The 13,639-nt window shown below is 61.3% G+C and carries 11 protein-coding genes; all 11 read left to right on the plus strand.

The window, feature by feature from the left end; all coding sequences use genetic code 11:
• Positions 1–241: 241 nt before the first annotated feature.
• The 11 genes from KGB23_RS29430 to KGB23_RS29480 all read left to right on the plus strand — a co-directional run bounded on the left by KGB23_RS29430 (position 242) and on the right by KGB23_RS29480 (position 13,566).
• Positions 242–2,359 carry a TonB-dependent copper receptor gene (locus KGB23_RS29430; RefSeq protein ID WP_223433611.1) on the plus strand — a complete coding sequence of 706 codons (2,118 nt, stop codon included), beginning with the start codon at positions 242–244 and terminating at the stop codon, positions 2,357–2,359.
• A 143-nt stretch (positions 2,360–2,502) separates the two neighbouring features.
• Positions 2,503–3,882: a PepSY-associated TM helix domain-containing protein gene (locus KGB23_RS29435; protein WP_223433612.1), complete on the plus strand. Its 1,380-nt coding sequence runs from the start codon at positions 2,503–2,505 to the stop codon at positions 3,880–3,882.
• A gap of 80 nt (positions 3,883–3,962) precedes the next feature.
• Positions 3,963–4,751 (plus strand): ABC transporter ATP-binding protein, encoded by a 789-nt coding sequence (locus KGB23_RS29440; protein WP_223433613.1) that lies wholly within the window; start codon positions 3,963–3,965, stop codon positions 4,749–4,751.
• Positions 4,748–5,695 carry an ABC transporter substrate-binding protein gene (locus KGB23_RS29445; RefSeq protein WP_223433614.1) on the plus strand — a complete coding sequence of 316 codons (948 nt, stop codon included), beginning with the start codon at positions 4,748–4,750 and terminating at the stop codon, positions 5,693–5,695. Before KGB23_RS29440 ends, KGB23_RS29445 begins: the two co-directional genes overlap by 4 nt.
• Positions 5,692–6,702, plus strand: coding sequence for a FecCD family ABC transporter permease (locus KGB23_RS29450; protein WP_223433615.1), 1,011 nt, complete (start codon positions 5,692–5,694; stop codon positions 6,700–6,702). Before KGB23_RS29445 ends, KGB23_RS29450 begins: the two co-directional genes overlap by 4 nt.
• A gap of 227 nt (positions 6,703–6,929) precedes the next feature.
• Entirely contained in the window at positions 6,930–8,195 is a 1,266-nt protein-coding gene (gene urtA, locus KGB23_RS29455; protein ID WP_150656588.1) for an urea ABC transporter substrate-binding protein, read from the plus strand.
• Between the two features lie 220 nt (positions 8,196–8,415).
• Positions 8,416–9,918 carry an urea ABC transporter permease subunit UrtB gene (gene urtB, locus KGB23_RS29460; RefSeq protein ID WP_223433616.1) on the plus strand — a complete coding sequence of 501 codons (1,503 nt, stop codon included), beginning with the start codon at positions 8,416–8,418 and terminating at the stop codon, positions 9,916–9,918.
• Positions 9,918–10,997, plus strand: coding sequence for an urea ABC transporter permease subunit UrtC (gene urtC, locus KGB23_RS29465; protein ID WP_223433617.1), 1,080 nt, complete (start codon positions 9,918–9,920; stop codon positions 10,995–10,997). Before urtB ends, urtC begins: the two co-directional genes overlap by 1 nt.
• A complete protein-coding gene (gene urtD / locus KGB23_RS29470) occupies positions 10,994–11,866 on the plus strand; it encodes an urea ABC transporter ATP-binding protein UrtD (RefSeq protein WP_223433618.1) in 873 nt (290 codons plus the stop codon). Before urtC ends, urtD begins: the two co-directional genes overlap by 4 nt.
• A 131-nt stretch (positions 11,867–11,997) precedes the next feature.
• Complete coding sequence (gene urtE / locus KGB23_RS29475) at positions 11,998–12,696, plus strand: urea ABC transporter ATP-binding subunit UrtE (RefSeq protein ID WP_223433619.1); 699 nt, start codon at positions 11,998–12,000, stop codon at positions 12,694–12,696.
• Between the two features lie 30 nt (positions 12,697–12,726).
• A complete protein-coding gene (locus tag KGB23_RS29480; protein ID WP_223433620.1) occupies positions 12,727–13,566 on the plus strand; it encodes an urease accessory protein UreD in 840 nt (279 codons plus the stop codon).
• The last annotated feature ends 73 nt before the right edge of the window (positions 13,567–13,639 follow it).

The raw sequence follows: 13,639 nt of genomic DNA on the forward strand, positions 1-13,639 counted from the left end.
CGCGTAAACCCCCACCCGATCTCACACGGTTTAGAAGCCAGCCAGGCAAACCTGTGGGAGAGAGCATTTGTGGCGAGGGAGCTTGCTCCCGCTTGAGTGCGCAGCACTCACAAAAGGGGCCGCTACGCAGCCCAGCGTCGGAGCGCCGCCCGGAGCAAGCTCGCTCGCCACATAGCTCGCTCCCACAAGGATTGCGCAGGCTGCCGGCCGTGTCGTTTACGACTGTTCGATGGAAATTGTCATGTCCAGGTTTTCTGCTGACACACGCTTGAGCGCTGCCCAAGCTTCTTTTGCCTTGAACGAATCCAGCATTCGTTTCAGGCACGCCACCGCCTTCCTTTGCGGTGCACTGCTGACCCCCATGGTGCTGGCCGATGAACACGCCGGTCATAGCGAAGAACTGAGCCCGACGGTGATCACCGCCATTGCGCCGAGTTCGCCACTGACCATCGTCACCAATCCCAAGGACCCACGCCAACCGGTGCCGGCCAGCGACGGTGCCGATTACCTGAAAACCATTCCCGGCTTCGCCCTGGTGCGCAATGGCGGCACCAACGGCGACCCGGTGCTGCGCGGCATGTTCGGCTCGCGGTTGAACATCCTCACCAACGGCGGCCAGTTGCTCGGCGCCTGCCCCGGCCGAATGGACGCACCGACCTCCTACATCTCGCCGGAAACCTACGACAAACTGACCGTGATCAAAGGCCCACAAACCGTGCTCTGGGGACCGGGCGCGTCGGCCGGGACCATCCTCTTCGACCGCGAGCCGGAGAGTTTCGGCGAACTCGGCACGCGGGTGAACGCCAGCGTGCTGGCCGGCTCCAACGGCCGTTTCGACAAAGTGGTGGATGCTGCTGCCGGCGGGCCATTGGGTTACGTGCGAGTGATCGGCAACACCGCGCATGCCGACGACTACCGGGACGGCAACAACGACACCGTGCCGTCGCGCTACGACAAATGGAATGGCGACGTCGCGGTGGGTTGGACCCCGGACGCCGACACCCTGCTGGAACTCACCGCCGGCAAGGGCGATGGCGAAGCGCGTTACGCGGGACGCGGCATGGACGGCTCGCAGTTCAAGCGCGAAAGCCTGGGCCTGCGTTTCGAGAAGTCCAACATCGGCGACGTGCTGGATAAGGTCGAGGCGCAGATTTACTACAACTACGCCGACCACGTAATGGACAACTACACCCTGCGCACGCCGTCCGGCACCGGAATGATGGCCGGCCCGATGGCCTCCAACGTCGACCGTCGAACCCTCGGCGCACGGATCAAAGCCACCTGGCGCTGGGCCGATGTGCAGTTGATCAGCGGCATCGATGCGCAGACCAGCGAACATCGCCAACGCAGCGCCATGGGCATCGACGTCTACAAGGATCTGCCGCGCAACAAGGACGCCGACTTCCACAACTACGGCGTGTTCAGCGAATTGACCTGGTACGCCGCCGACCGTGACCGGCTGATTACCGGCGCGCGCCTGGACCGCGCTTCGGCCAAGGATTTCCGGCAGACCACTGGCTCCGGGATGATGGCGCGCCCTAACCCGACCGCCGACGACACCCGCGCCGACACGCTGCCAAGCGGCTTCGTCCGTTACGAGCACGACCTGGCCGACAGTCCGACCACGCTGTATGCCGGCCTCGGTCACACCCAGCGCTTCCCGGATTACTGGGAGCTGTTTTCACCCAAGTCCGGCCCCGCCGGCTCGGTGAATGCCTTCGATTCGATCAAGCCTGAAAAAACCACCCAGCTCGACTTCGGCCTGCAATACAAGACCGAAGACCTCGAAGCCTGGGCCTCGGGTTACGTCGGGCAGGTGCGCGACTACATCCTGTTCAACTACACACCAACAATGATGGGCATGACCTCGCAAGCACAGAACATCGACGCGCGGATCATGGGCGGCGAATTGGGGGCGGCCTACAAGCTGACCAGCAACTGGAAAGCCGACGCGACCCTGGCCTACGCCTGGGGCAAAAACAGCAGCGACGGCAACGCACTGCCGCAAATGCCGCCGCTGGACGCACGTTTCGGCCTGACCTACAGCGAAGACAACTGGAGTGCCGGGGCCTTGTGGCGCGTGGTCGCGGCGCAAAACCGCATCGACCAGAACAAGGGCAACGTCGTCGGCAAGGACTTCGACAAGACCCCGGGTTTTGGCGTGTTCTCGCTCAATGGCGCGTACCGGATCAACAAAAACTGGAAGGTCAGCAGCGGCGTCGACAACCTGTTCGGCAAGGCGTACGCCGAGCATTTGAACCTGGCGGGCAACGCCGGTTTCGGCTACCCGGCCAATGACCCGCAAGCCATTAAAGAACCGGGGCGCACGCTCTGGACCAAGGTGGACATGAGTTTCTAACAAGAAAAAGTCAAAAGATCGCAGGCTACGCCAGCTCCTACATTGCAACGCGTACCCCCTGTAGGAGCTGTGTAGGAGCTGTCGAGTGAAACGAGGCTGCGATCTTTCCAAGACAATTGAATCGCCAAAGCGGAGCACAACCGATGAAACAGCCCAAACCGAATTTCTACAACCTGGCCTGGCGCTGGCATTTCTATGCCGGTCTGTTCGTCGCGCCTTTCATGGTGATGCTGGCCCTGACCGGCATCATTTACCTGTTCAAGCCGCAACTCGATCCGTTGATGTACGGCAGCCTGCTGAACGTCCCGGCCGGGCATCACAGCGTCCCGGCCGATGACCTGCTCAAGCGGGTGAAAGAGGCTTATCCACAAGCAACGATCAAGCAGTATTTGCCACCGGTCAACGCCGAACGCAGCGCGCAATTTGTCGTGATCGATGGCGGTAATGAGCTCAACGTTTTCGTCGATCCCTACCACGGCGATGTCCTCGGCGAGCAAGACGCCAAAAAGAATCTGCAAGCCGTAGCGCGGGCGATTCATGGCGAATTGATGATCGGCACCGTCGGTGATCGACTGATCGAACTGGCCGCCGGTTGGGGCGTGGTGTTGGTGGTCTCCGGCGTCTTTCTGTGGTGGCCGCGTGGCCAGGCGGCCGGCATCCTGTGGCCGCGTTTGAACAGTCGCGGTCGAGTGCTCTGGCGTGACCTGCACGCGGTGACCGGGTTCTGGGGCGCGTCGTTGTTGCTGGTGATGCTGCTCAGCGGCATGACCTGGACCGGGTTCTGGGGCAAGCAATACGCGCAAGTGTGGAATGTCTTTCCGGCAGCGATGTGGGATGACGTGCCCAAGTCCGATGTCGAGGCTCGCAGCCTCAACACTGCCACCCGCCAGACCGTGCCTTGGGCGATGGAAAACACACCGATGCCAATGTCCGGCGACCACGCCGAACACATGGCCCACGGTAGCGCGCAAGCGGGCCCCGCCGCGCCGACCATCAGCTTGCAGGACGTGCAGAACATCGCCGTGCAACGCAAGGTCGAACCGGGTTACAGCATCACCTTCCCGACCACGGCGACTGGCGTGTTCACCATCGCGGTGTTCGCCGACGACCCGCGCAACGACGCCACGCTGCACGTTGACCAGTACACTGGCGATGTCCTCGCTGACGTGCGTTTCGAGCAGTACGGTACCGTCGCCCGCGCGACGGAAATCGGCGTGATGCTGCACGAAGGCAAAATGTTCGGCCCGCTCAATCAGATCATCATCCTCCTGATCTGCCTGATGATTCTGCTCAGCGCCGTCAGCGGCGTGGTGATCTGGTGGAAGCGTCGTCCACAAGGAAAATTCGGTGTTCCGCCGCTGCGCCATGACCTGCCGAAATGGAAAACCGCGATGGTCATCATGTTCGCATTGGCGGTGGCGTTTCCGTTGGTGGGCGCTTCGCTGGTAGTGGTTTGGCTGCTGGATCGGGTGCTGCTGTCGCGCTTGAGCGGCCAGTCTGAATCCGCCTCATCTTCATCCTGAATACAGCGAGATGCCTGTTGCAGCGCGGTTGACCTTACAATGTCGACCCGCTGCAACTACCCCCGCACTTCGAGTACGCAATGACCTCGCTGAACCTCACGAACCTCGCCTGGACACCCCTGGGCCACGGCCATTGCCATCATCAGTTCCAACTGCGTGATGCCTCGTTACACGTGGCCGCCGGTGAGTTCGTCGGTCTGATCGGCCCCAACGGCAGCGGCAAAACCAGCCTGCTGCGCTGTGCCTGGCGCTTCAGCAAACCCGAGCGCGGCGAGGTCAAGCTCGACCACCACAACGTCTGGAAGCAATCCTCGCGCTGGTGCGCGCAACGCATCGCCGTGGTCCTGCAGGAATTCCCCGACGCCTTCGGCCTCACCGTCGACGAAGTCGTCGCCATGGGTCGCACACCGCACAAAGGTCTGTTCGACGGCGACACCCTCGAAGACAGAAATCTCGCGACCCAAGCCCTCGAATCAGTCGGTCTGAAAGGCTTCGAGGATCATGCCTTCGCCACCCTCTCCGGCGGTGAAAAACAGCGCGTGATCCTCGCCCGCGCCCTGGCTCAGCAACCGCAAATGCTGATCCTCGACGAGCCGACCAATCACCTCGACCCGCGCTATCAGCTCGAACTGCTGCAACGGGTCAAACGCCTGAAGATCGGCACCCTGGCGAGCATCCACGACCTGAACCTGGCGGCCGCTTTCTGCGATCGGCTGTACGTGATCAATCATGGTCGCATCGTCGCCAGCGGCACGCCGAAAGAAGTCCTGACCGCCCCACTGCTGCGTGACGTGTTCGGCGTCGAAGCGCTGATCGATGAACATCCCTTGCACGGCTACCCACGAATCACCTGGATAACCCAACCATGACTTTGCGTTCCCTGCTTTGCGCCGCCCTGTTGCTGGGCAATGCCCAAGCATTTGCCGAGGCCACTCACTACCCGTTGACCGTACAGAGCTGCAACCGCGAAGTGACCTTCAAGCAAGCGCCGAAACACGCGGTCAGCCACGACATCAACATGACCCAGATGATGCTCGCCCTCGGCCTCAAACCCCGCATGGCCGGCTACAGCGGTGTGACCGGCTGGAAGTCGGTCACACCGCAGATGCAGACCATCCTCGATGGCTTGCCGGAGCTGGCAGCCAAGTACCCGTCGGTGGAAACCCTGCTCAACGCCAACGTTGATTTCTTCTTCGCCGGCTGGGATTACGGCATGCGCGTGGGCGGTGATCTCACGCCGCAAACGTTGCAGCCATTGGGCATCAATGTCTACGAGCTGACCGAGTCCTGCGCGTTCGTGATGAAGCGTCCGCCGGCCAGCCTGGAAGACACCTACAACGACCTGCGCAACCTCGGCAAAATCTTTGACGTGCAGGATCGCGCCAATGCCTTGATCGCCCAAATGCAGTCGCAGGTCGCCGAAGTGCGCAAGGATCTGCCGGCGGACAAACCTCGCGTGTTCCTCTATGACAGCGGTGAAGACCGCGCCATGACCTCCGGCCGTCTCGGAATGCCGCAAGCGCTGATCGACGCCGCTGGCGGGAGCAATATTCTGGATGACGTCGAGTCGAGCTGGACGCGGGTCAACTGGGAGAACGTGGTCGAGCGCAATCCGCAGGTGATCGTCATCGTCGACTACGGCGAAGTCACTGCCGAACAGAAAGAGCAATTTCTGCTCAACAACAAGGCGCTGCAATCGGTGGACGCGATCAAGCATCAGCGCTTCATCGTGATTCCGTATGTGCAGGCCACACCGGGTATCGACAACGTGCTGGCGGTTGAAACCCTGGCCAAGGGTTTCCACGGCGAATGATCAATCGTCGCTACGCCTTGTTGCTGGTGGCCCTCGGCGCGTTGTTGCTGGTGTCGTGTGTGGTGTCGCTGGGCTTCGGTCCGGCGCGGGTGCCGGTGGACGTGGTGTGGCGGATTTTGCTGCACAAAATTTTCGGTTTCGGCGTGCCGGACTGGGCCGCCGGGCAGGAACACATCGTCTGGCTGATTCGCGTGCCGCGCATGTTGCTTGGCGCGTTGGTGGGCGCCGGGCTCGCGCTGATCGGTACGGTGCTGCAAGCGGTAACACGCAATCCATTGGCCGACCCGCATTTGCTTGGGGTCACCTCCGGCGCGACCCTCGGTGCCGTGATCGTGGTGCTGCATGTCGGTGAAATCGTTGGCTTGCTGACCTTGCCGATCGCGGCGTTTATCGGCGCGTTGCTGAGCATGCTGATCGTGCTGATGATCGCCAACCGCAACGGGAGGCTGGACAGTGATCGGCTGCTGTTGTGCGGCGTGGCGGTGTCCTTCGTGATGATGGCGATCGCCAATCTGCTGCTGTTTCTCGGCGATCACCGCGCGAGCTCGGCGGTGATGTTCTGGATGCTCGGTGGGCTCGGGTTGGCACGTTGGGAGTTGCTGGCGGTGCCAGCGGCCAGCGTGTTGCTCGGGTTGGTGTTGTTGCTGGGCATGGCGCGGCCGTTGAATGCGTTGATGGCGGGCGAGCAGACGGCCGTGACCCTCGGGCTCAATGCTCGTACCGTGCGGTTGCGGGTATTTTTGATTGCTTCGCTGATGACTGGGGTGCTGGTGTCGATCAGCGGGTCTATCGGGTTTGTCGGGCTGATGGTGCCGCACATTGCGCGACGTTTGGTCGGGGCGGAGCATCGGCGATTGCTGCCGGTGTGCGTGTTGTTGGGCAGCCTCTTTCTCGTCTGGGTCGACGTCGCCGCCCGCACCCTGATCGCCCCCGAAGACTTGCCCATCGGCGTCGCCACCGCCGCCATCGGTGGCCTGTTCTTCATCGGCCTCATGCGCCGACGCTAATCCACCCTCATCCCCAGATTTGATTGCAATGTCTGCGCCCCAATGTGGCGCACCTCTTCGCACCAACGCGCCAGGCGCGATCCTTCATGGTGCGCCGCCCAACCGGCGCAACCGCTCTAATACGACATTTCCCTGCCTTTGGCCGACCAGGCACAGCCCTTGCTAAAGACCCTTCAGTAGTCCGCATCTGCCACCAAGAAAATTCATAAGTTCATGGAGATCGCACAATGAAGCGTCGCAGCTTGATCAAGGCTTTCACACTTACGGCAAGCATTGCCGCGATGGGCATGACCTGGAGCCTCCAGGCCGCCGAGACCATCAAGGTCGGCATCCTGCATTCGTTGTCCGGCACCATGGCGATCTCCGAAACGTCGCTCAAAGACATGGCGCTGATGACCATCGACGAGATCAACGCCAAGGGTGGCGTGAACGGCAAAATGCTGGAGCCTGTGGTCGTCGACCCGGCATCGAACTGGCCGCTGTTTGCCGAAAAGGGTCGTCAGTTGCTGACTCAGGACAAGGTGGCGGTGGTGTTCGGTTGCTGGACGTCGGTGTCGCGTAAATCAGTGTTGCCGGTATTCGAGGAGCTCAACGGCCTGCTGTTCTACCCGGTGCAGTACGAAGGCGAAGAGATGTCGCCGAACGTGTTCTACACCGGCGCCGCGCCGAACCAGCAAGCGATCCCGGCGGTGGAGTACCTGATGAGTGAAGAAGGCGGCAGCGCCAAGCGTTACTTCCTGTTGGGCACCGACTACGTCTACCCGCGCACCACCAACAAGATTCTGCGTTCGTTCCTGCACTCCAAAGGTGTGGCGGACAAGGACATCGAAGAGGTCTACACCCCGTTCGGTCACAGCGACTATCAAACCATCGTGGCCAACATCAAAAAATTCTCGGCCGGTGGCAAGACAGCGGTCATCTCCACCGTCAACGGCGACTCCAACGTGCCGTTCTATAAAGAGCTGGCCAACCAGGGTTTGAAAGCCACCGACGTTCCGGTCGTGGCGTTCTCGGTCGGCGAAGAAGAGCTGCGCGGCATCGACACCAAACCGCTGGTGGGCAACCTGGCAGCGTGGAACTACTTCGAGTCGGTCGAGAACCCGGCGAACAAAAAGTTCGTTGCCGACTGGAAAGCCTACGCCAAGAAACACAACCTGCCAGGCGCCGACAAAGCGGTGACCAACGACCCGATGGAAGCCACCTACGTGGGCATCCACATGTGGGCGCAGGCGGCGGAGAAAGCCAAGTCCACCGACGTCGACAAAGTCCGCGAAGCCCTTGCCGGCCAGACCTTTGCCGCGCCGTCGGGATACACGTTGACCATGGACAAGACCAACCACCACCTGCACAAACCGGTGATGATCGGCGAGATTCAGGCGGACGGTCAGTTCAACGTGGTGTGGCAGACCGAAGGGCCGATCCGTGCCGAGCCGTGGAGCCCGTTTATCTCGGGTAACGACAAGAAGCCGGATTATGCGGTGAAGAGCAACTGAGGCGGATCTGGAGTTTGGGGTGGACTTGAAATCCACCCCTCACCCTAACCCTCTCCCCAGAGGGGCGAGGGGACTGACCGAGTTGTCTGGTCGAGCTACTTCGACCTGCGCAATCAAGTCGAACTCAGGTTTTGAAGAGCATGAAGATCGGCCCCCTTTCCCCCTCTCCCCATTGGGGAGAGGGCTGGGGTGAGGGGTCGATTTAACAGGAACACCACCAATGCCCACAGCCCTTTACCGCATCTTCCTCGCCCTCGCGCTCTTACTGCCGATGGCCGCCCATGCCGGCGACGCCGAAGACTTCGTCGCCGCCAATCCCGTGCAACAAGCAAAACTCCTAGAAGCCTGGGCCGCGCAGCCCGATCCTGCGCGTATCGAGCTGATCAACGCCTTGCAGCAAGGCGAGTTGACCGTCGACGGCCAAACCAAAACCCTGCGCCTGAACAACCGGCTGCGCGGTCTGATCGACGCCGCACTGGCCAGCCACCAATTACTCGCCACCGACGCCAAAACCCGTCTGGCCGCCGCGCAGCAATTGCAGAAAAGCGCCAAACCGGCACAGTTGAAATTTCTCGACCAGCAACTGGCTGGCGAAAAAGATGAAAGTGTCCATGCCGCTTTGAGCCTGGCCCTGGCCAATCTGCAACTGGTGGACACCGACCCCGCCGTACGCCTCGCCGCTGTGCGTCTGCTCGGTGAAACCGGCGACCCACTGGCTCGCACTCGCCTCGAAAGCCTGCTGCAACCTGGTGTCGAAGCCGACGTCGGCGTACGCACCGCTGCCGAAACCAGCCTCGCTCAGGTCAAACGCAAACTGCTGATCGGCGAGATCCTCGGCCAGGCCTTCAGCGGCATGTCACTCGGTTCAATCCTGCTGCTCGCGGCCCTCGGTCTGGCGATCACTTTCGGCCTGCTCGGGGTGATCAACATGGCCCACGGCGAGATGCTGATGCTCGGCGCGTACTCGACGTACGTGGTGCAGCTGATGTTTCAGCGCTTCGCCCCGCAAGCCATCGAGTTCTACCCGCTGATCGCGTTGCCGGTGGCGTTTTTCGTCACCGCCGCCATCGGCATGGCGCTGGAGCGCACGGTGATTCGCCACCTCTACGGCCGCCCGCTGGAAACCCTGCTCGCCACGTGGGGCATCAGCCTGATGCTGATCCAGCTTGTGCGGTTGATGTTCGGTGCGCAGAACGTTGAAGTGGCCAACCCGGCGTGGCTGTCGGGCGGGATTCAAGTGCTGCCGAATCTGGTGCTGCCGTACAACCGCATCGTGATCATCGCGTTCGCGCTGTTTGTGGTGGTGCTGACCTGGTTGCTGCTGAACAAGACGCGCCTGGGTTTGAACGTGCGCGCCGTCACCCAAAACCGCAACATGGCCGCCTGCTGCGGCGTGCCGACCGGGCGCGTGGACATGCTCGCCTTCGGCCTCGGCTCAGGCATCGCTGGCCTTGGTGGCGTAGCCCTCAGTCAGATCGGCAATGTCGGCCCGGACCTCGGTCAGAGCTACATCATCGACTCGTTTCTGGTGGTGGTGCTCGGCGGCGTCGGCCAATTGGCCGGTAGTGTGCTCGCCGCGTTCGGGCTCGGGATCGCCAACAAAATTCTCGAACCACAGATCGGCGCCGTGCTCGGCAAGATCCTGATCCTCGCGCTGATCATTCTGTTCATCCAGAAACGTCCGCAAGGCCTCTTCGCACTGAAAGGACGGGTGATCGACTGATGAATCAGCCCCTGATGCTCACGGCCACGCAAAAGGCCGGCCCCAAAGTCACGATCGCTGTCGGCGCAGTGATCCTCGTTTTGCTGCTGATGTTGCCGATGCTGTCGTTGTTGTCGCCGGACAGCACGTTTCACGTCTCGGCTTACACGCTGACGCTGGTGGGCAAGATTCTTTGCTACGCCATCGTTGCCCTGGCGCTGGATCTGGTCTGGGGTTACGCCGGTCTGCTGTCCCTCGGCCACGGCCTGTTCTTCGCCCTCGGCGGTTATGCAATGGGCATGTACCTGATGCGCCAGGCTTCCGGTGATGGTTTGCCGGCATTCATGACGTTCCTGTCGTGGACTGAATTACCGTGGTACTGGGCCGGCACCAGCAGTTTCCTCTGGTCGATGTGCCTGGTGGTGCTGGCGCCGGGGTTGCTGGCGCTGGTCTTCGGCTTCTTCGCCTTCCGTTCGCGGATCAAAGGCGTGTATTTCTCGATCATGACCCAGGCCCTGACCTTCGCCGGAATGCTGCTGTTCTTCCGCAACGAAACCGGGTTTGGCGGCAACAACGGCTTCACCAACTTCCGCACGATTCTCGGCTTTGGCATCACCGAGCCGGGGACTCGCGCGGTGCTGTTTTTCGCCACCGTGGTGTTGCTGGTGGCAAGCCTGTTTATCGGCTGGCGTCTGGCGCAGAGCAAGTTCGGTCGCGTGTTGACCGCCCTGCGGGATGCGGAAAACCGCCTGATGTTCTGCGGTTACGACCCGCGCGGTTTCAAGCTGTTTGTCTGGGTGTTGAGCGCGGTGTTGTGCGGCCTGGCCGGTGCGTTGTATGTGCCGCAAGTCGGGATCATCAACCCGAGTGAAATGTCACCGACCAACTCCATCGAGGCCGCGGTTTGGGTGGCGCTGGGTGGTCGCGGCACGCTGATCGGCCCGCTGCTCGGTGCCGGTGTGGTCAACGGAATGAAGAGCTGGTTCACCGTGGCTTTCCCGGAGTACTGGCTGTTCTTCCTCGGCGCCCTGTTCATCGTCGTGACCCTGTACCTGCCCAAAGGCGTGATCGGTCTGCTGAAAAAAAGAGGTGAACAATGAGAGTGACAGCGACGGCTGAATTCATGCTCGAACCGGCGTTTTTTCCGCCACTGGAACCCAACAGGGACGCCGGCAGCAGCCGTGACGCCATTGGTCTCGGCCAGCGCGTCGGCCCCGGCCTGAACACTCGCCATGGCACGATCCTGACCCTGGAAGACATCAGCGTCAGCTTCGATGGTTTCAAGGCGCTCAACGATTTGAACCTGTACATCGGCGTCGGTGAATTGCGCTGCATCATCGGCCCCAACGGCGCGGGCAAGACCACGCTGATGGACGTGATCACCGGCAAGACCCGCCCCAGTCACGGCAAGGCCTGGTTCGGTGAAACCCTCGACCTGACGCAGATGAGCGAAGTGCAAATCGCCCAGGCTGGCATCGGCCGAAAATTCCAGAAGCCGACAGTATTCGAAGCGCTCAGCGTGTTTGAAAACCTGGAGCTGGCGCAGAAAACCGCCAAATCGGTGTGGGCCAGCCTGCGGGCTCGCCTGAGTGGCGAACAGAAAGATCGCATCAGCGAGGTGCTGGAGACCATTCGCCTGACCAGCTCGGTCAATCGCCCGGCAGGTTTGTTGTCCCACGGTCAGAAGCAGTTTCTGGAAATCGGCATGTTGCTGATGCAGGACCCACAACTGCTGCTGCTCGACGAGCCGGTGGCGGGCATGACCGACGCCGAAACCGAATTCACCGCCGAACTGTTCAAGAGCCTGGCGGGCAAGCATTCGCTGATGGTGGTGGAACACGATATGGGCTTCGTCGGCTCCATCGCCGACCACGTCACCGTGTTGCACCAGGGCAGCGTGCTGGCCGAAGGGTCGCTGGAACAGGTGCAGGACAACGAGCGCGTGATCGAGGTTTATCTCGGCCGCTAGACCTGCGAACACATACCAATGTGGGAGCGGGCTTGCTCGCGAATGCGTCGGCACATTCAACATAAAAGTTGCCTGACACACCGCCTTCGCGAGCAAGCCCGCTCCCACAGGGGATTGGGGAGAATTTGAAGATGCTGCAAGTCGACAAGCTGCACCAGTATTACGGCGGTAGCCACATCCTGCGCGGTCTGACGTTTGACGTGAAAGTCGGCGAAGTCACCTGCCTGCTCGGGCGCAACGGTGTGGGCAAGACCACCCTGCTCAAGTGCCTGATGGGTTTGTTGCCGGCCAAAGAAGGCGCGGTGAACTGGGAAGGCAAACCGATCACCGCGTTCAAGCCAAACCAGCGGGTTCATGCCGGAATCGCTTATGTACCTCAAGGTCGGGAAATTTTCGGCCGGCTGACCGTGGAAGAAAACCTGCTGATGGGCCTGTCGCGATTTCCCGGCGCTGAAGCCAAGGAAGTCCCGGCGTTCATCTACGAGCTGTTTCCGGTGCTGCTGCAAATGAAGCAACGGCGCGGGGGTGATTTGTCCGGTGGCCAACAGCAGCAATTGGCGATCGGCCGCGCATTGGCCAGCCGTCCACGCCTGCTGATTCTCGACGAGCCCACCGAAGGCATCCAGCCATCGGTGATCAAGGAAATCGGCGCAGTGATCAAGAAGCTTGCGGCCCGTGGAGATATGGCGATTTTGCTGGTGGAGCAGTTCTACGATTTCGCCGCCGAACTGGCCGATCAATATCTGGTGATGTCCCGGGGTGAGATCGTGCAACAGGGTCGCGGAGAAAATATGGAGGCCGAGGGTGTACGCGGTCTGGTTACGATCTAATCTGTAGCGTCCTAACGAAAATTAGAGATCATGAATTTACCTGTTCCCACTGCCGTGTTTACCCCCAACTGGCACGCTGAGCTGGAACTCGGCTACGCCCGATTCGGTGACAGTACGCGCCCGGTTCAGCGTCGCCACAAAGGCCCGCTGCGGGTGCAGAAACATCTGTATGCCGAAGGGCCGGAGGTTTGCCAGCACATCATCGTCCACCCGCCGGGAGGGATTGCCGGTGGCGATCGGCTGGACATCTCGGCCAGTGTCGGCCGCGATGCCTGGGCGCAAATCACCAGCCCTGGCGCGGCCAAGTGGTATCGCGCGGCGGGGCCCGCTTATCAGAAGCTCGACTTGAAAGTAGCCGCCGGCGCGACACTGGAATGGTTGCCGCAAGAGACCATTATCTTCAGCGACGCCCAGGCTGAGCTCAGCACTTCGATTGATCTGGAAGGCGATGCCCGGTTGTTTTACTGGGATGTGGTAGCCCTGGGTCGCCCGGCCAGTGGCGAGCGTTTCGACCTCGGGCATTTTCAGGCGCAGCTCGACATCCGCCGTGACGGCCAGTTGCTCTGGCATGAACGCCAGCGCATTGTCGGAGGTGATGGTTTGCTTGATTCGCCGATTGGCCTGGATGGACAGCCGGTGTTTGCGACGTTGCTGGTGACCGGGGACATCGCTAGCGATTTGCTGGAGCAGTGCCGTTCGCTGCCCCATGACGTGCGCGGAGATCTGACCCAGTTGCCGGGGCTTTTAGTCGCACGTTGCCTGGCCGGTGAAGCGCTGCTGGCGCGAGGCTGGCTGATTGATTTGTGGCGATTGCTCAGGCCTGCGTTGCTCGGCCGAGAAGCTGTCCCCCCAAGAATATGGAGCACCTGAAACACGATCAATGTGGGAGCGGGCTTGCTCGCGAAAGCGGTGTGTCAGACACCGAAAATGTTGAATGCAAGTC

The organism is Pseudomonas sp. GL-B-26 (genome assembly GCF_019947405.1).
Lineage (GTDB): Bacteria > Pseudomonadota > Gammaproteobacteria > Pseudomonadales > Pseudomonadaceae > Aquipseudomonas.

Excerpts from the sequence above, each read along its gene's own strand:
- KGB23_RS29430 (WP_223433611.1), top strand. The coding sequence starts at position 242 with ATGTCCAGGTTTTCTGCTGACACACGCTTGAGCGCTGCCCAAGCTTCT.
- KGB23_RS29435 (WP_223433612.1), top strand. The coding sequence starts at position 2,503 with ATGAAACAGCCCAAACCGAATTTCTACAACCTGGCCTGGCGCTGGCAT.
- KGB23_RS29440 (WP_223433613.1), top strand. The coding sequence starts at position 3,963 with ATGACCTCGCTGAACCTCACGAACCTCGCCTGGACACCCCTGGGCCAC.
- KGB23_RS29445 (WP_223433614.1), top strand. The coding sequence starts at position 4,748 with ATGACTTTGCGTTCCCTGCTTTGCGCCGCCCTGTTGCTGGGCAATGCC.
- KGB23_RS29450 (WP_223433615.1), top strand. The coding sequence starts at position 5,692 with ATGATCAATCGTCGCTACGCCTTGTTGCTGGTGGCCCTCGGCGCGTTG.
- urtA (WP_150656588.1), top strand. The coding sequence starts at position 6,930 with ATGAAGCGTCGCAGCTTGATCAAGGCTTTCACACTTACGGCAAGCATT.
- urtB (WP_223433616.1), top strand. The coding sequence starts at position 8,416 with ATGCCCACAGCCCTTTACCGCATCTTCCTCGCCCTCGCGCTCTTACTG.
- urtC (WP_223433617.1), top strand. The coding sequence starts at position 9,918 with ATGAATCAGCCCCTGATGCTCACGGCCACGCAAAAGGCCGGCCCCAAA.
- urtD (WP_223433618.1), top strand. The coding sequence starts at position 10,994 with ATGAGAGTGACAGCGACGGCTGAATTCATGCTCGAACCGGCGTTTTTT.
- urtE (WP_223433619.1), top strand. The coding sequence starts at position 11,998 with ATGCTGCAAGTCGACAAGCTGCACCAGTATTACGGCGGTAGCCACATC.
- KGB23_RS29480 (WP_223433620.1), top strand. The coding sequence starts at position 12,727 with ATGAATTTACCTGTTCCCACTGCCGTGTTTACCCCCAACTGGCACGCT.